The organism is Hippea maritima DSM 10411, from assembly GCF_000194135.1.
Classification (GTDB): Bacteria; Campylobacterota_A; Desulfurellia; order Desulfurellales; family Hippeaceae; genus Hippea; species Hippea maritima.
Map to the genome: position 1 here is coordinate 147,163 of NC_015318.1, position 17,145 is coordinate 164,307.

Annotated in this window: 17 protein-coding genes, 2 tRNA genes and 1 pseudogene; 10 read left to right on the forward strand and 10 right to left on the reverse strand. The window is 38.8% G+C overall.

The window, feature by feature from the left end; all coding sequences use genetic code 11:
* Positions 1–24 precede the first annotated feature (24 nt).
* Positions 25–1,884: pseudogene (locus HIPMA_RS00735) on the forward strand (IGHMBP2 family helicase); the annotation flags it as partial.
* A 17-nt stretch (positions 1,885–1,901) separates the two neighbouring features.
* Here the strand turns inward: HIPMA_RS00735 and HIPMA_RS00740 are convergent.
* From HIPMA_RS00740 to HIPMA_RS00755, 4 genes are all read right to left on the reverse strand, one after another.
* On the reverse strand, positions 1,902–3,161 hold the full coding sequence (locus HIPMA_RS00740; protein ID WP_013681173.1) for a TRAP transporter large permease: 1,260 nt from the start codon (positions 3,159–3,161) through the stop codon (positions 1,902–1,904).
* Entirely contained in the window at positions 3,149–3,640 is a 492-nt protein-coding gene (locus HIPMA_RS00745) for a TRAP transporter small permease (protein ID WP_013681174.1), read from the reverse strand. Before HIPMA_RS00745 ends, HIPMA_RS00740 begins: the two co-directional genes overlap by 13 nt.
* Complete coding sequence (locus tag HIPMA_RS00750) at positions 3,618–4,595, reverse strand: TRAP transporter substrate-binding protein (RefSeq protein ID WP_013681175.1); 978 nt, start codon at positions 4,593–4,595, stop codon at positions 3,618–3,620. Before HIPMA_RS00750 ends, HIPMA_RS00745 begins: the two co-directional genes overlap by 23 nt.
* Before the next feature lie 90 nt (positions 4,596–4,685).
* Positions 4,686–5,432 (reverse strand): thioredoxin domain-containing protein, encoded by a 747-nt coding sequence (locus HIPMA_RS00755; RefSeq protein WP_013681176.1) that lies wholly within the window; start codon positions 5,430–5,432, stop codon positions 4,686–4,688.
* A gap of 93 nt (positions 5,433–5,525) precedes the next feature.
* On the opposite strand from HIPMA_RS00755, the gene HIPMA_RS00760 reads away from it, so the two are divergent.
* A complete protein-coding gene (locus HIPMA_RS00760) occupies positions 5,526–5,780 on the forward strand; it encodes a hypothetical protein (RefSeq protein ID WP_013681177.1) in 255 nt (84 codons plus the stop codon).
* Here the strand turns inward: HIPMA_RS00760 and HIPMA_RS00765 are convergent.
* Genes HIPMA_RS00765 through HIPMA_RS08950 form a run of 3 tightly spaced genes read right to left on the reverse strand, consistent with a single transcriptional unit; the run spans position 5,747 to position 8,778 of the window.
* Complete coding sequence (locus HIPMA_RS00765) at positions 5,747–6,709, reverse strand: tRNA dihydrouridine synthase (protein ID WP_013681178.1); 963 nt, start codon at positions 6,707–6,709, stop codon at positions 5,747–5,749. The genes HIPMA_RS00760 and HIPMA_RS00765 overlap by 34 nt on opposite strands.
* Positions 6,702–8,000 (reverse strand): transcription termination factor Rho, encoded by a 1,299-nt coding sequence (gene rho / locus HIPMA_RS00770; protein ID WP_013681179.1) that lies wholly within the window; start codon positions 7,998–8,000, stop codon positions 6,702–6,704. Before rho ends, HIPMA_RS00765 begins: the two co-directional genes overlap by 8 nt.
* A gap of 40 nt (positions 8,001–8,040) precedes the next feature.
* Positions 8,041–8,778 (reverse strand): zinc dependent phospholipase C family protein, encoded by a 738-nt coding sequence (locus HIPMA_RS08950; protein ID WP_169309459.1) that lies wholly within the window; start codon positions 8,776–8,778, stop codon positions 8,041–8,043.
* 102 nt (positions 8,779–8,880) lie between these two features.
* On the opposite strand from HIPMA_RS08950, the gene HIPMA_RS00780 reads away from it, so the two are divergent.
* The 7 genes from HIPMA_RS00780 (at position 8,881) to HIPMA_RS00810 (ending at position 13,925) form a co-directional block, all read left to right on the forward strand.
* Positions 8,881–8,954: transfer RNA gene (locus HIPMA_RS00780), tRNA-Gln, on the forward strand.
* A gap of 11 nt (positions 8,955–8,965) precedes the next feature.
* Positions 8,966–9,040, forward strand: a tRNA-Glu gene (locus HIPMA_RS00785).
* 95 nt (positions 9,041–9,135) lie between these two features.
* Positions 9,136–10,149 carry a type I glyceraldehyde-3-phosphate dehydrogenase gene (gap, locus tag HIPMA_RS00790; protein WP_013681181.1) on the forward strand — a complete coding sequence of 338 codons (1,014 nt, stop codon included), beginning with the start codon at positions 9,136–9,138 and terminating at the stop codon, positions 10,147–10,149.
* Positions 10,149–11,327 (forward strand): phosphoglycerate kinase, encoded by a 1,179-nt coding sequence (locus tag HIPMA_RS00795; RefSeq protein WP_013681182.1) that lies wholly within the window; start codon positions 10,149–10,151, stop codon positions 11,325–11,327. The genes gap and HIPMA_RS00795 overlap by 1 nt, the downstream gene beginning before the upstream one ends.
* Positions 11,324–12,058, forward strand: a complete 735-nt coding sequence (tpiA, locus tag HIPMA_RS00800; protein ID WP_013681183.1) for a triose-phosphate isomerase — start codon at positions 11,324–11,326, stop codon at positions 12,056–12,058. Before HIPMA_RS00795 ends, tpiA begins: the two co-directional genes overlap by 4 nt.
* Positions 12,059–12,391: a preprotein translocase subunit SecG gene (secG, locus tag HIPMA_RS08955; RefSeq protein ID WP_013681184.1), complete on the forward strand. Its 333-nt coding sequence runs from the start codon at positions 12,059–12,061 to the stop codon at positions 12,389–12,391.
* A gap of 1 nt (position 12,392) precedes the next feature.
* On the forward strand, positions 12,393–13,925 hold the full coding sequence (locus tag HIPMA_RS00810) for a peptide-binding protein (RefSeq protein WP_013681185.1): 1,533 nt from the start codon (positions 12,393–12,395) through the stop codon (positions 13,923–13,925).
* On the opposite strand, the gene HIPMA_RS00815 is transcribed toward HIPMA_RS00810, so the two are convergent.
* The 3 genes from HIPMA_RS00815 to HIPMA_RS00825 are packed head-to-tail and all read right to left on the reverse strand — an operon-like array spanning position 13,922 to position 16,250.
* Positions 13,922–14,338, reverse strand: coding sequence for an NIL domain-containing protein (locus tag HIPMA_RS00815; RefSeq protein WP_013681186.1), 417 nt, complete (start codon positions 14,336–14,338; stop codon positions 13,922–13,924). The genes HIPMA_RS00810 and HIPMA_RS00815 overlap by 4 nt on opposite strands.
* Before the next feature lie 9 nt (positions 14,339–14,347).
* Positions 14,348–15,055, reverse strand: a complete 708-nt coding sequence (locus tag HIPMA_RS00820) for a UPF0280 family protein (RefSeq protein WP_013681187.1) — start codon at positions 15,053–15,055, stop codon at positions 14,348–14,350.
* On the reverse strand, positions 15,039–16,250 hold the full coding sequence (locus tag HIPMA_RS00825; protein ID WP_013681188.1) for a homocysteine biosynthesis protein: 1,212 nt from the start codon (positions 16,248–16,250) through the stop codon (positions 15,039–15,041). The genes HIPMA_RS00820 and HIPMA_RS00825 overlap by 17 nt, the downstream gene beginning before the upstream one ends.
* Before the next feature lie 214 nt (positions 16,251–16,464).
* Here HIPMA_RS00825 and HIPMA_RS00830 point away from each other — a divergent pair, with 214 nt between their 5' ends.
* The gene (locus HIPMA_RS00830) at positions 16,465–17,136 is read left to right on the forward strand and encodes a YggS family pyridoxal phosphate-dependent enzyme (protein WP_013681189.1); all 672 of its coding nucleotides are present in this window, start codon (positions 16,465–16,467) and stop codon (positions 17,134–17,136) included.
* The last annotated feature ends 9 nt before the right edge of the window (positions 17,137–17,145 follow it).

A 17,145-nucleotide genomic window follows, 5' to 3' on the forward strand; every position in this document is an offset into this window, starting at 1 on the left:
TTATCCCTCGTAGAGAAGGAAAGAAAAGCCGAAAAGGAATTTCACTTAAACGAGATAAGATATTTAACAGGCAAACAGAGGCAATCAAGGGGAAGAGCTCTGCTTAATTGCAAGGGTAAACTTTTGGGCAGGTTCTTGGACTTTCTGGTGTATAGGTTTTCCTTTGCTGAACCGAAAGACCATCAAATAAAGGTTGGCGATATAGTTTTGATCTCAAAGGGTGAGCCTTTAAAGGCTGCAGCTGAAGCCACGGTTAGTGCTGTGGGTAAGCGCTATGTTGAGGTTATGACCAAAGAGAGGCTGTTTAAATCCAAGCTTTACAGGGTTGATCTGTTTGTTAGTGATATAACCTTCAAGCGTATGAGAAAGGCTATAGAGAATATAGAGAATTCTGAGTTTGACCCTGAGATTATACTGGGTAAAAGAGAACCTGAGGTTGTCCAATGCGATACTAAATCTGATAAGCTCAACGAAAGCCAGAACGAAGCCTTAAGGCTTGCCCTAAACTCTGAGCTTTTTCTTATTCATGGACCACCTGGCACAGGAAAAACAACCACACTTGCCGAGGTGGTAAGAAAAAACATAGGCAAGGGCAGGATTCTTGTTAGTGCAGATAGCAATGTTGCCATAGACAATATGCTTGAAAAACTTAAGGATAGGAAAGTTGTAAGGATCGGTCATCCCGCAAAGATAAACGATGAATTGATGGGATTTTCCATTGATGCATTGATCCGTGAAGACCCGCGCTATTTAGAGGTTCAGAGAATGATAGACGGGATAGATGAGTTTAAAAGGGTCAGGGATAAGAACTATCAGAAACCTACACCATCACAACGAAGGGGTCTTACCAACGATGAGATATTGACACTTGCAGCCCAAGATAAAGGCAAAAGGGGGCTTAGAAGCTCAAAGATTAAGAAAATGGCGGGCTGGATTGAGTTAAACAATAAAATAGCCATTCTTCATGAGCAGAAGGAGGCTATATTAAACAAGATAATCCAGGAGAAACTCAGGGATGCTGAGGTTATATTTACGACAAACTCCGGGGCGGGCAGCGAGTTTTTAGAGGATTTTAAGTTTGACATGCTGTTTTTGGATGAGGCAGCCCAGTGTGTTGAGCCTTCAGCCTTGATCCCTATAATTAGATCAAAACGGGTGATTATGGCAGGGGATCACAAACAACTTCCACCGACAATCCTATCCGATGCCAAGAGACTTTCCTATACGCTTTTTGAAAGGTTTGAAAATCTGTTCAATGCAAGCTATATCCTGCGCATCCAGTATCGCATGAACGATAAGATCTGCAAGTTTTCAAGCTGTGAGTTCTATGATTGCCTTGTTGAATCCAGCAAGAGCGTGAAGGACATAAAATTATCAGACATAGCCGATACAAATGAATTTGTGGGCTATGATGAGCCAATGGTTTTCTTTGATACAGAGGGCAGGTTTTTGGAGGCTAGCAAGAAAGGAAGCTATTCTAAATATAATCCTCTTGAAGCTGAGTTTGTTAAAAGGTTGGTTGATGAGTTGCTATCTTTGGGTGTGAAGCCTTGTGATATTGGTGTGATTACGCCGTATAAAGACCATGAGGAATACATGAGAAGGATGATAGATTCTGTGGAGATTAAATCGATCGATGGATTTCAGGGCAGAGAGAAAGAGGTTATTATTTTGAGTTTGGTTAGGGCAAACGACAATGAGGAGATAGGCTTTTTAAGGGATAAAAGAAGGCTCAATGTAGCCATAACCAGGGCAAAAAGAAAGCTCATGATAGTGGGCGATGCAAAAACGCTTGCATCCCATCGTATCTATGCCAGATTGATCGACTATATTCTAAAACAAGGCTTGTTTAAACCAGCCCTGCTGGACTACGATGTTTTTTAATTTAGACTGCTGCACCTTTAAAAAGAAGCCAGAAGCGTTGTTAGTGGCTCAAAGAAGGCTATAGCAAATAGGTTGGCTATCATCACCAACAGAAACGGAAAAACCGCCTTGGATACGCTGAGTATTTTGCTTTTGGATATGGATGATGAGACGATCAGGCAGATACCCAGTGGTGGTGTGAGCATGCCTATGGCTAAGTTTGTAACCACCATGACACCTGCTGTTGTGGGGTTTAGACCTGCGCTGTTTAATATCGGTGCTACAACAGGCACAAACAGTATTAAAGATGCCGTTGTTTCAACGAATGTTCCCATAATGAGCAAGAATAGATTGACAAGTAGTATTAGGATTACTCTGTTTTGAGAAAAAGAAGCTAAAAATTCTTTTAACACCTCCTGCACATTGTTCATAGAAAGATACCATGAAAACACGCTTGCAACGGCGATGATAAACAGGATTATAGAACTTGTGATAACGCTGTTTAGGGCTGCTTTGTATAGCCCTTTTAGGTTTATCTCTCTGTAAATGAAAACCCCTACAATTAGTGAATAGATAACAGCACAAGCCGCTGACTCTGTGGCTGTGAATATGCCTCCCAAGATACCGCCTATTACTATTACAGGTGTGCCCAAAGCCCATATTGAATCCTTCAAAGCCTCGACAAACTCCTTTTTGTCAAAGTTCTGTCTTGTTTTGTAGCTATCCTTTGAAAATATATATGCCACAAAAGAGAGTGATAGCCCAATCAAGATGCCTGGCAGAATACCTGCAACAAAGAGCTTTCCTATGGAGACACTCGTTATAAATCCATATATGATCATTGGTATTGATGGGGGTATGATAACACCGATAGACCCGCCACTTGCCACAATACTTGCTGCAAAATCCTTATCGTAACCCTGTTTTTTCATAGAGGGGATTAAAATGGAACCTATGGCTGCCGTATCGGCTGCAGCTGATCCGCTAACACCAGCAAACAGCATGCTGGATAGTATTGCCGAGATGGCTAAGCCTCCCCTTAGGTGTCCAACCATCGATTCTGCAAGCCTTACTATCCTTTTGGATAATCCACCTCTGTCCATAAGCGAACCTGCAAACATAAAAAGAGGTACGGCAATAAGCATGTATGAGTTTACGCCAGAGAACATCCTTTGAGCTATCATATAAAGCGGCAGGTGGGATTTAACAAAGGCTATAACAGTTGATAAACCAATAGCCAATGATATAGGAAAGGAAAGGGCTATTAAAATAAAGAGTATTAATATCAACCAGACCATTGTGATATTATTTCCACTAACCGATTTATGATGTGGATACTGAATATAGCGCTGCTTACAGGCACAATTAGGAATATGTATGCATAGGGCAACTGCAGAGTGGCCGTTCTTTGAAGCCACATCATGGGTAGAAATTTAAGGCTCACGACAAACAAAAGAACCATAAACGATAAGAACGACAACTCTATCAGAAGTTCGATAAACCTTTTGCCTTTCAGCGGCAGGTATTCTACAAAAACATCCACGCCTATGTGTGCTTTGTGCTTGTAAGCAACAGTTGATCCAAGAAATGTGATATAAACAAGCAAGAATCTGCAAAGCTCAGAGGAGTAATAGATCGAATTGTTCAATATATACCTGTAAAACACAGAAAGCACCATAAAAAAGGATAGAATAAGGGCAAGCAACACCACCAGAACCTCGATCAGTTTATTGATGGTGTTGCTTAAAAGATTGCTAATTTTGACTATTCTTTTCATAGGTTAGAATTTCATCTAAATACTTTCTTGCTACACCATGGAATTGGTTTTTTAGCGGCTCGACCCTCTTTTTGAACGACTCTATGTCTGGATGCTCATCGACTATCATTCCATGTTTTTTTAGCTCATCCAAAAAGAAGGCTGCTTTTTCCCTGTTTAGGTTTCTCTCATATATCGAGGCCTCTTTTGTTGCCTCAAACATAAGCTTTTTGTATTTGTCTGGAAGGCTATTATAGAAACTCTTGCTTCCCACAAACACCAAAGCAGAATAAACATGCCTTGTCAGTGTTAAATACTTTTGAACCTCATACAGTTTGTATTGGTATATGACGGCTAAGGGATTTTCCTGTCCATCTATAACATGTTGTGCAAGCTGGGTGTAGATAGGCCACGGCATGGGTGTTGGATTAGCCCCAAGTGCCCTCCAGATCTTTACATGGAATTGGCTGTTCATAACCCTGATTTTTAAGCCTTTGAGGTCTTTTGCAGAATGCACAGGCCTTACGGAGTTTGTTAGATTTCTAAAACCGTTCTCTAAGAAATGATAACCTATAAGATTGGCCTTTGGGAACTCATTCAGTATAGCCCTTCCTATCTTGCCATCAAGGATCTCATCTGCCTGTTTGTAGCTGTTAAATATGAAGGGGAATTCGATTGCTTTAATAGCAGGAACAAATTTGTCTATAGGCCCTGCAGTTATAACGCCCATCTGAAGGGCACCCATCTGAAGCTGCTGGAGTATATCTGTTTCATTACCAACAGAGCCTGAGTAATGTATGATCACCTTAATCTGCCCGTGACTTTCCTTCTCAACGATCTGTTTGAGTTTTAAAGCCGCTTTGTAATGGAATGTCTTTGGCGTTGTTACAATACCCAAGTTTATTGTGTAGGTTTTAGCAAATGCGCTGGATACAACAAATAAAAATAACAATACTGCAAACATCAGCTTTTTCATGCTAGCCTCCCTCAAAAGTTTTTGAAAATATAGATTGTGTTTCTGTTTGAGTCAATCTATAAGTGTGTTTTATTGTTTTAACAAAACTGCTTATTTTGTGTTATTTTTTATGAATTGTTCTATTAAGTGTGTGTTTATGCCCGAATATCTTTTACCGGAGGGCAGAATTATGGTGGGTGTTTCTGTTATGTTGAGGTTGTCTATTATCAGTCTGTTGGTTCTTTTTATATAGTCTATACCCTTTTTGCATCTATCTGTTTTGCCGTAATTGCCTTTTAGGTAATCGCTGAATCCCTTTTTGTTGCAGATAAAGGATTGTATCCGGCTATTTGAGCCTTTGTATTTGCTTATAAAGATGAGTTTTGCGCCTATGTTGAGTTTATTGCAGATTCTTTTGATATCTTGCTTAATGTTGTTGGAGTATGGGCATTCAGGGTCAACCACAAGGTAAAAGAACTTACCGTTGCTCTTTGCCGTCTGTGGAAAATAGCTTACCGCCACGGAGCTGCTCAGGTTTTTGCCGTATTTGGTGAATAGCTTTTTGAATCGGGCTGATAGGTATGAGTTTATCTCCCTACTGCTTAACGATTTGCCGTTTTTGAACAGTGAGCCTACAATGGCTATCTCTTTGTTTGCGTATATCGGTATGATCTTGCCGTTTGCTTCTATTAATATGTCGCATAGATTTACATCCTTTAGGGGGGTTTTGGATATAATTCTATAATCGGCCGGCATATAGGGCATGATTTTGGTTAGGCTTATATTATCGCAAATATTTGAGGTATGCGCTGTGGGATTTATAAGTAAACTCAAAAGTAAGATTGTTAAAATCAGCATAGTTCAATTCTAACTTATTTGTATCTACTTGACAAGTTATACTGCAGTTAGCACAATCTATTATGATTTGAATTATTTATGTGGAGGTGGGATATGGATAATCTATTGCTTGTTGAAAAATCCGCGAGGGCTCTGGATGAGGCTGGGAGAATACCTTTTAGTGAGGAGGATATTTTAAGATATATCAAAGAAAAGTTTAAAAAGGATATATCTATTGAAAAAGTGAAGGATGCTGTGGAGATTTTATCTGTTTCAAGTAAGAGAGAGTCTCCTGTAAGAAAGTGTATTTATAAAGAAAAGGAAGGTGGATACTCTTATTTACATGCTTGTTCTTTTGGTGTAAGTTGATTGACTTCTATTCTGTCTATTATATTTAAGGCTTCATTGTTTGTAGAACAGTTGTTTATCATATTGTTAAAGCGTTTTATGTTTGGATAGCCTTTTAGGTAGGCATGAAAGAACTTTCTGAACTGTCTTATAGCCGTATCACCCCAAAAATCTATCATATATTGCAGGTGTCTTTTCATTACGGCTTTGACAAAGCCCAGATCCCTGTTTGTGTCCACCTTTTTGTTTAGATCCTCAAAGATAAACGGTTTTCCTATAGCAGCTTGGCCTATCATTAGATACTCACAACCGGTTATCCTTTTGACCTGTTGAGCCTTTTTGAATGAGTCTATGCCGCCATTTGCCACAACGGGTATGGATAGAACGCTGTTTATCTGGCCTATATGGTTGTAATCTACCTCTCCTTTGAAGTATTGGCTCTTTAGCCTGCCGTGTATGGTGATAAAATCTATTCCAGATCGCTCAAGCTCTTTGTAAAGCTCAACAGGATTTATCTTTTCATAGCCGATACGCATCTTTATGCTTAGCGGTTTTTTTAGGTGTTTTCTTAGTGTTTGTGTGATGCTTATGAGTTTTTTGGGTTCTTTTAATAGGTATGAGCCTGCTTTTGCCCGTATGACTTTGGGAGCAGGGCAGCCTGCATTTATATCTATGCAATCACAGAACGGCTCAACAAATTGAGCAGCATAGAGGAATAGCCTTTCATCTGAACCGAACAGCTGTATGCAGTATGGCTTATCGGTTATATCCCTTTCTATGAGCTTTAAGGTTTTTTTGTTTTTGTAATAGATGGCATTTACAGAGATGAGCTCGCTAAATGTTAAACCGCAACCAAATTCCCTGCATAGTTTCCTAAACGGTTTATCTGTATAGCCCGCCATCGGGGCTAAAAAGTAATTTGATTTTATCTTTAAGGGGAAGTTATCCACGGTTCATTGATTCTAAAAATTCCCTATTTGTTTTTGTCTTTGAGAGTTTATCTAATAGGAATAGCATAGCATCTATGTCGTTCATCTCTATGAGTATCTTTCTTAAAATCCAGATTCTGTTGAGTTGATCCCTTGGGACTAAGAGCTCCTCTTTTCTTGTTCCTGAGCGGGTTATGTCTATTGCAGGGAATATTCTTCTGTCTGATAAACCCCTATCCAGGTGAAGCTCCATGTTGCCTGTGCCTTTGAACTCTTCAAAGATTACATCGTCCATCCTTGAACCTGTATCTATTAGAGCTGTTGCTATGATTGTAAGGCTGCCTCCGTCTTCAACATTTCTTGCTGCACCGAAGAACCTCTTTGGCTTTTGAAGGGCGTTTGAATCAAGACCGCCAGAGAGAACCTTGCCGCTTGGTGGTATAACGGAGTTATAAGCCCTTGCCAGCCTTGTGATAGAATCAAGCAGGATCAACACATCGTATCCATGCTCAACCAGCCTTTTTGCCCTCTCCAACACGATCTCTGCCACCTGTATATGTCTTTCGGGTGATTCATCAAATGTTGAGCTTATAACCTCGGCCTTGACAGATCGTTTCATGTCTGTAACCTCTTCAGGTCTTTCATCTATCAAAAGTACGATAATTTTTATTTCTGGATGATTGTATGTGATGCTGTTTGCTATGTTTTGCAGAAGAACCGTTTTTCCTGTTCTTGGTGGTGCTACTATTAAACCCCTCTGGCCTTTGCCTATAGGAGTTATTAGATCCATAACGCGGGATGACATGTTATCCGGTGTGGTCTCAAGTTTGATCCTTTCCATCGGATAAAGTGGGGTTAGATCATCAAAATGCTTTCGTTTTAAAGCCTCATTAGGAGATTTGTAATTGATTTGTTCTATCTTTAGTAGAGCATAGTATTTTTCGTTGTCCTTTGGTGCTCTAACTTGACCGTATATGTAGTCACCTGTTTTTAAGCCAAATTTTCTTATCTGGGAAGGCGATACGTAGATATCGTTTTGCCCAGCTAAGTAATTGTTTGCAGGAGAACGCAAAAAGCCAAAATTATCGGGCAATATTTCTAAAACACCTTCTCCTTTCATCAGGCTTTGAATCCCAATTTGAGATTCCTTTTCTGTTTCTTTACCCTTTTGTTCTTCTTTTGGTTCCATTCTCTTTAGAATCTCCTCTATCAGCTCGTTTTTCCTTTTAATTGTTGTTGGTATACCCAGGCTCTTGCCTATTTCAACAAGCTCAACAAGCTTTTTTTTGCTTAACTCCTCTTTCGAATACATAAAACCCCTCTGATCTTTGTTTTTATTTTTTTAAAGATTTTTATTCGCTTATAGCGCTTATTTTTACGACTAACGATAGTTCTTCTTTTGTAAGGACATCGATGCTGAATTTTTTTGAAAGCTCTATATAATCTTTAATTTGGGAGAAATCAACGGAGAAAGTCTCTATAAATTTTTTGTTTAAAAGCACTTTCTGAAAGCCCCTTTTTCCGGAGGAAAACGCGGATGCCTTAACAATGCTTTTAAAGATAAATTTACTTACGCCAAAACTAAACAGAACTGTATCTACCTTTCTTTTGAATTGAACATCTAATGATGCATTATATCTGTTTATTACCTTTGTTGCAAGTTCTTTGTAGGATTTTTCACATAACGAATCGGCAAGGTTTTCTATATATAGGTGCTTAATGTTGGACATTTCTTTTACCATTATTCCGTGAGCTACGCTATCAGCTGCAAGATGACTTAAATATCCATAGGCAAATGCCTTTTCTCTATCATTTTGCGCATTTTTAAGCAGAGAAAAACCGATTTTCCAATTATGAGAGTGTTTATCTTTTTCGCTTAAACTTTTCCCCACTATAAAATCCGGCGCTAGAGATCCGTATAAATATTCGTTTAGGTTGCTTGCTAAGAGAATCTTTAAAAAGTCAGGTAATTTCTCTAAACTTGCCAGAGATACACCTATATGTACCGATGGCCCCCATGCAAAACTATTTTGGGGTATTATCAATATGACAATTACAGTTGTGAGTAGAACTAAGAAGATCTTAGACATCTCCTTCATAATACAGCAAAAAAACCAAAAGTCAAATTTTTGCTTATATCAAAATCAAAAACCTTGACTTTTAAATCTAAAACTGTAAAATCCCAGCAGGTTTGGGATGTCGTCTAACGGTAGGACAGCGGACTCTGGATCCGCGAGTCGGGGTTCGAATCCCTGCATCCCAGCCATTGTTAATTGTGGCCCCATCGTCTAGCGGTTAGGACGTCGGCCTCTCACGCCGAAAACAGGGGTTCGATTCCCCTTGGGGCTACCATTTTTTTATTTTTGTTCTCTCCTACAGGGTGTAAATGCTTGAAAAAATAGGATTTTTATGTATACTGTAGCCAAATTTTTTTCGGAGGTAATGCTATGTCCATAAAGGTTGCAATAAACGGTTTTGGAAGGATAGGTAGGGCCTTTTTTAGAGCGTGTATCGGTTACGATGACATAGATATCATAGCTATTAATGATTTAACAGATGCAAAAACCTTGGCTCACCTGTTGAAGTATGACTCTGTGCACGGTGTTTTGTATGACCATAAGATAGAGAGCAAGGATGATGCGATACTGTTTAACGGTAAAGAGATTAAAGTCTTTGCAGAAAAAGACCCAAAGCAACTGCCCTGGGGAGATTTGGGTGTTGATCTTGTTTTAGAATCTACAGGTATTTTCAGGAGTAGGGATAAGGCAAGTGCCCATTTAGAGGCGGGAGCCAAAAAGGTTGTTATAAGTGCACCTGCAAAGGGTGGTGATGTGCCCACAGTTGTTTTGGGTGTTAACGATAAGGAGTTTGATTTCAAAAACAACGATATTATTTCCAATGCGTCCTGCACGACAAATTGCGTGGCGCCACTTGCCAAGATTTTGCACGACAACTTTACGATTATACACGGCTTTATGACAACGGTTCATTCATACACAAACGACCAGAGGATCCTTGATCTGCCTCATAAAGACCTAAGAAGGGCAAGAGCTGCTGCTGCAAACATAATCCCAACAACCACGGGCGCTGCAATTGCTGTAGGCCTTGTTATACCATCGCTTAAAGGCAAGCTGGATGGTATCTCCATAAGGGTTCCAACACCCAATGTATCGTTGGTGGATTTGGTTGTTGAGGTTGAAAAACAAACCGACATAGAAACAGTTAATAAGGCTGTTAAAGAGGCTAGTGAAACCTATATGAAGGACATAATGCAGTACCTTGATGAGCCTGTTGTATCAAGCGATTTGAACGGTAATCCGCATTCCAGTATGTTTGATAGCTTGGAAACGATGGTAATCGATGGAAAACTAATTAAAGTTTTATCTTGGTACGATAATGAGTGGGGTTACTCATCAAGGCTTAGAGACCTTATGCTGAAGATAGCCGAAGAGGGTATGTGATGAGGTTTATAAACGATGTTGACATAAAAGGTAAGAGAGTCTTTATACGGTGCGATTTCAATGTTCCCATGGATGAAAATGGCAATATTACAGATGACAATAGGATAAGGGCAGCTCTTCCCACAATTCAATATGCAATAGATAACAAGGCAAAAGTAATCTTAGCAAGCCATCTTGGAAGACCAAAGGGTAAACCTGACCCTAAGTATTCTTTGAAGGCTGTAGCAAAGAGACTCTCAACGCTACTTGGCAGGAATGTTGTATTCATTGAGGATTTTAAGACTCAAAGAGATTTGATTGATGCTTTAGGTGATGGTGATGTTGCTCTTCTTGAAAATTTAAGATTTTATCCCGAAGAGGAGGCAAACTCCGAGGAATTTGCCAGGCAACTTATTGAGCTATTTGATATTTATGTAAACGACGCATTTGGTGTATGTCATAGAAAACATGCATCAGTTTATGCGCTGCCCAAGCTTGCTCTAATAGCTGTGGGCGGATTTTTATTGAAGAAGGAGTTGGACTATTTTAACAAGATATTCACCATTGAAGATAAACCCTTTGTAGCCGTCATAGGTGGCGCAAAGGTTTCGGGGAAATTGGATTGTTTGATTAATCTAATTGATAAGGCCGATAAGCTTATAATAGGTGGCGCTCAAGCTTTTACCTTTTTGAAGGCATTGGGCTATGAAACGGGTAAAAGCCTTGTTGAGGATGATTTAATAGATGAGGCAAAAAGAGTAATGGAGAAGGCAAAAGGTAAAGGTGTTAGGTTCTATCTGCCCGTTGATTTTGTTTGTTCTACATCCGTTGAGGATGCAACTAATTCCAGAACATTTACATATCAGGAGATTCCAGATGATCTGATGGGGTTGGATATAGGGCCTGCTACCATTGAACTATTTAAAGAAGCCCTTAGTGATGCCAAAGTTGTTGTTTGGAATGGACCTATGGGTGTTTTTGAAGTTAATGCGTTTGCAAACGGTACAAACGAGATTGCAAAAGCTATAGGAAACCTAAATGCTTTGAGTGTTGTGGGTGGAGGCGATACAGCTGAGGCTGTAGAAAAGGCTGGACAAAGCCATAATATGAGTTATATATCAACAGGTGGAGGGGCTTCTTTAAAGCTTTTGGAGGGTAAAACCTTACCCGTAGTTGAAGTGTTGGAGAGTAAGTCATGATGAGAAATATAATTGCTGCCAATTGGAAAATGCATTTTGACCTTGATAGTGCTATACAAGTGGCATCTCAGATGAAAGATGACCTGAGTAGTTTTGGTAAAACCGAAATCATTGTTTGTCCCAGTTTTGTGTTTTTACATCCACTGGCTAATATTTTTAATGAATCTAATATCAAGCTCGGCGCACAAAATGTATATTTTGAGGATAAAGGAGCATTCACCGGGGAAGTTTCACCGTCCATGCTAAAAAGCGTAGGCTGTGAATATGTAATAATAGGTCACTCTGAAAGAAGGCATATATTTCTTGAAAGTGATATAGATATCCAGAAAAAGGTAAAAAAAGCCTTAGAATACAACCTTAAGCCCATTCTTTGTGTGGGTGAGACACTCTCTCAAAGAAAAGAGGACAAGGCATTCGATGTTGTTGAAAGGCAGATTATCTCAGCGCTTGATGGTGTTGATTTGAATAAGGTAATTATTGCATATGAGCCTGTTTGGGCTATTGGCACAGGCGTTGCTGCTGATGAGGCTACCGTTGGGGAGATGCACAACTTTTTAGCTAATTTAGTTGAAGACGTTCCGATTCTATATGGTGGAAGTGTAAAGCCAGAAAACGCCTTTAACCTTGCAAAAATAGATACAGTAAATGGATTTTTGGTTGGCTCTGCAAGTTTGGATACAGGCAGCTTAAAAAGAATTATAGTGGAATTCGAGAAAGCAAAGGGGGTTTGAATGCTTACTTTAATGGTCATACTTCAGGTATTTTTAGGCCTAATTCTTGTTGGGTTGATTTTGTTACAGAAAGGAAAGGGTGCAGAAATGGGCGTTGCGTTCGGAACAGGAGCAGCCGATACATTATTTGGCCCAACAGGTGCTATGAGTTTTCTTGCCAAGATAACTTGGGGCTTGGCTTTTGTTTTCATGCTTAACTCAATCGGCATTTCATATATAATTTACAAATCCAATACTTCTTCTATAACAACGAGCATACCAACGACAACGACCCAAACAAACAAAACAGCTAATGTGCCAGTTAATCCAGAAACAAAGCCAATAACAAAGTAGCATGAAAAGGCTTCTGCTTTTAGTTTGCTTTGTCTTTATTTTTTTTGTTCAGGCAGAAGCCTCTATTGTTTATTTTTCTTTGGGTGCAAATCCAAAGCGGTTCATACCTTTCTTAGCTGTAGATTCATCAAGCGGTGAAATATCTTCCTATATTTTTAATGGTCTTTTAAAACTTGATAAGAATATGAAAATAGTCGGTGATTTGGCTAAAAGCTATGAATTCGAAGATGGTGGCAAAAAAATTATATTTCATTTGAGAAAAAATGTATACTGGCAAGATAGAGTTAAATTTAGTGTCAAGGATGTTATTTTTACTTATAAACTTATAACAGACCCCAAGACACCTACACCTTATGCAGGGAAGTATAAGCTCATAAAAAAGATATATGCACCTGATAACTACACGGTGGTTGTTGAGTATCCTTATCCGTTTAAACCTGCTCTTTATTCCTGGATGATGGGTATTGTCCCTGAGCATCTGCTTAAAAACTCAAAAAGTATAGCTACTGATGAGTTTAATAGAAAGCCTATAGGAACAGGTCCGTATAAACTAATAGAATGGAAAAATGCCCAATATTTAAAATTAGAGGCGTTTGACGGGTATTTTATACACAAGCCAAATATAGACACAGTGATCTATAAAATCATACCAGATTCCACAACAGCCCTTCTTGTGTTGAAAAACGGTAAATTAGATATGCTCTCTTTAACGCCACTTCAGTACAAATACGAATTTAAAGGCAAATACAGAAATAGATATAGAATCTACTTTGAGCCATCATCGGGCTATACATTTCTGGGTTTTAATTTGAAGCTTAAGATGTTTAGTGATGTGAGAGTTAGGAAGGCTATCTGTATGGCTATAGACAGGCAGCAGATAAAGAAAACAATTCTATTTGGGTTTGGAAAGGTTGCAGACTCTATTTATCCTGTAAACTCTCCGTTTTTTTCAGATAAGACAGTATGTAGATATAACCCAGAAGGGGCAACTAAACTACTTGAGTCTTTAGGCTATAGAATGGCTAAGGATGGATTTTTGTATAAAAATGGACATAAATTTGAGTTTACTCTTTATACAAACCAGGGAAACACGCAGAGAAAATATGCGGCTATTATGATTCAGCAATATTTAAGAAAAATAGGCATTGACATGAAAATCAGAATAATGGAATGGCAGGCATTTTTGAACATGGTTAACGAAAGGCATTTCGATGCAATAATATTGGGCTGGCAACTTGGAGCTGATCCAGATCAATACTCTCTATGGGACTCAAAAAGCGATTTTAAGGGTGGATTTAATTTCGTGGGCTTTCATGATAAAAGGGTTGATAAGCTTATAGAAAAGGCAAGGGTAACTTTCGATAAAGCCAAAAGCAGGAAACTGTATTCAAAAATCAATGATTTAATTGTGCATCAATATCCTTACATATTTTTGTACTATCCAACATCAATAGTCGCAATAAACCGAAAAATTAAAGGAATAAAACCGACCAATGCCGGTATTATGTATAACTTTATAGATTGGCGCTATTAAATTTCATTCTCTAAATTCATAGCCTTAACAGGGCAAACTTTAACACAATAACCACAGGCTATACATCTATCTTTGTAGAGATCAACCCTCATTGTTTTTCTGTCGTTTATGGTTAGAGCCTGGGTTGGGCATACGGCAACACAGAAACCGCAATGATAACATTTTTCCTCATTCCGTTTGATACTCTCTTCAACGAATGTAAGCTCTACGCCATTTTGTTTCAGGTAGTCTATGCCTTTATAAAAGGCTTTGTCCTCTCCAGATATCTCAAGGGTCAAAACCCCTTCTTTTCTGGGAAAGATGTTGGCTTTCATTATATTAAAGGTTAAATCGTATTTTTTGCAGATGTCGGATATTAAGGGTTTATCTGCTATATCTTTTGGAAACCTTAAAACTATCTTTTTTGATATCATCTCTCCTCCTTAAACAACTTTTAAATTCCCCCAGATACCTAGTTTTTTATCTTTTATAAACAGACATCCAATTATGTTTTTTGACTTGGCAAACTCTATGGCTTTATCTATATCGCTTTCTTCTTTGATTAGATTAGCCGTTTTTGTGGCCAAAGCATCGGCTTTTGCGCAATCTTTATCGACTATCATTGCAAGATCTGCTCTTCCTAAGCTCAAAGATGGGCCTATCTTTGAGCTTGATGAGCATATTCCACAACCTAAACCGGTGCAACTTAGGTTTATGGCTAATTTATCTTTAAAATAGGGATTTGTGGTAAATACACCTATAGTTGCTTGTTTATTTAATTTTAAAAATACATCACCACCATTTTCCACTATACATTCATTGCACTCTTTTAAGAGATTTTTGCCTATAAATTCAGCTACAGCACCCGCTACGGCAGCCATAGGTCCAACGCCTGCAATCCTTGCTGCCTCTATCATAGCCTGTGCTATTTTAGGCGCTTTTTTGTCTTGTTTTATTGGGGTTAGAGAGCTTAAAAAATCTTTTCTTTTTTCTATATATATTTCAAGCTCATCGATGAGTTTTTTCAAGTATTTAAACACTTCAAACCTTGCATTTTTACAGCTTTTGATAAATAAATTACTCTTTTTATATGAGACCTCAAAAGATTCAAATCCTTCAAGGTTAAATAGCTCTCTATAGACCCTTCTCATATTGCTTCAAGTATTTTAAAGGTTTATAATCTTTTGAAGTGGGTAAATTCATCGATGGCCTTGTCAAATAGAACTTTTTATCCATTATCCACTGTTTTAGTGTTTCTGCTACCTTCATAGCGCCGACGTAGCTTGAAAGCGGTGCTGTTGGCACTTTTTTACCATTTACCGTTATAAAGCCGCTTCTTAGTTCCTTGTAGTTTGTTAGGCCGTAGTTGTTGTCTATCTTTAGTGGATAGTCATGGCCATAATCAAATATGTATGCATCTATCTCCTCATCTCTAACAGAGGTAAAGAAAGCCATCTCTTCGTTTAAAATTGGTATAGGTATGCCTACACCAATACTTAATGAAGCACCATATCCCAAAATCGATGCCCCTTTGACAAAGTCTGGGTTCATTTGTTTCATATCCCCCATAACGGCTATTGCCCCAGCACCGGTTTTTGGAACCCCTCTTTTATTCCTTTCCTCGTCAGGATTATGCTGTGTTCCATGATAGATTACATACCCTACACCACCACCTAAAAATATCCTCGTGCCTATACCTATAGTCAGATAGAATGGATCATTGAGAAGTGGGGACAATTGACCTGATGATGAGTAGGTGGCATTTGCAAAGTTGGGCTTTAACACACCCATATAAGTGTAGATGGTTTTGCCTGTGGAGTTTACGGCTACTGAGTAGTTCTGATAGGCGTTTCTTGGGCTCATGAGTGTTGCTTGTCTCAGATCATCTATAGTTATCTCCATCTCTATATGCTTTGCCGGATAACAGTCGGTTGTGTACCCCTCGGCTATAAGTTTTACAGGTTTTCTGGCTATTAAATCTTCTATTACATGGCCTCCGCCATATTCAAATCTACCTGGGTGAACAGCATTTAAAGGATCTCCCTCTTTTACAGCTGTTGCACCTAAATAACAATCTACAGCTGCAATTGCACCATAGGCCTCAACATCATTTAGCCAAACCTTCGAAGCTTTTATTTTTGGCGATGTATGACCGAAGTTTATCAAGGCTCCGCTTGAACACATGGTTCCAAATGTGCCGGTAGTTACAACATCCACCTTTTTAGCAGCTCCGACAAAGCCCTCTTTTTCAACTATATCTATCATTTCCTCGGCATTTACAACTACAGCTTCTCCCTTTTTTATCTTCTCATTAATCTCTTCTATGGTTTTGTTTACCTCAAACACGCCAAAACCTCCACACCAATTGATTGAACAAAACAAATACCACTAAAATCATTCAAAGTCAACCGCTTGCCTTTTTTATTGGTTTTTGCTCCGAATTCTCTTATAACTTTTTGTTTAGAGGTGTTTGAGTTTATGGATAAAACAAAGGGCTTAATGAATCGTAAATTGAAAACTTTAGTTTTTGTGTTATACTTAGCAAAAAAGAGGTGAGATTATGTCCATTAAGGAAAGAACGGAGGCACTGCTTAGAGAAATACCAGAGGGCGTAATAGTTGAAGCAGCAGCTAAAACAAGAACGGCCGATGAAATCCTTCAGGTAATAGATGCAGGTATAACGGTAATTGGTCAAAACTATATTAAGGATTTAAGGGCTGTATACGATAAAATCGGCAAAAAGGCCAAATGGCACTTTATAGGTTCTGTGAAAAATCAGAAGAATGAGTTATTCAGGACAAAATACCTCAAGATCATAAATATGATAGAAACCATAGACAGCTTTGAGGACGCAGAAAGGCTGAGTAAAAAATGTGAGGCTATATCAAAGGTAATGCCTATCTTAATCGAGATAAACTCAGCCGAGGAGCCTCAGAAAAGCGGCGTTATGCCTGATGATGCAATAAACCTTATAAAACATATAAGTCTCCTTAAAAATATACGTGTAGAAGGTCTTATGACCATGGGAAAGGCCACTGAAGAACCTGAGGATGCACGGATTTATTTTAAACTAACCAAACAGATCTTTGATGAAGTTAAACGCCTGGGCATCGATAATGTTGAGATGAAATATCTATCTATGGGCATGACAGATACATACAAGATAGCAATACAGGAAGGGGCAAATATCGTCAGAATAGGAACGGCTATATTCGGACCGCGCAAGGCTTGATTTTGTTCA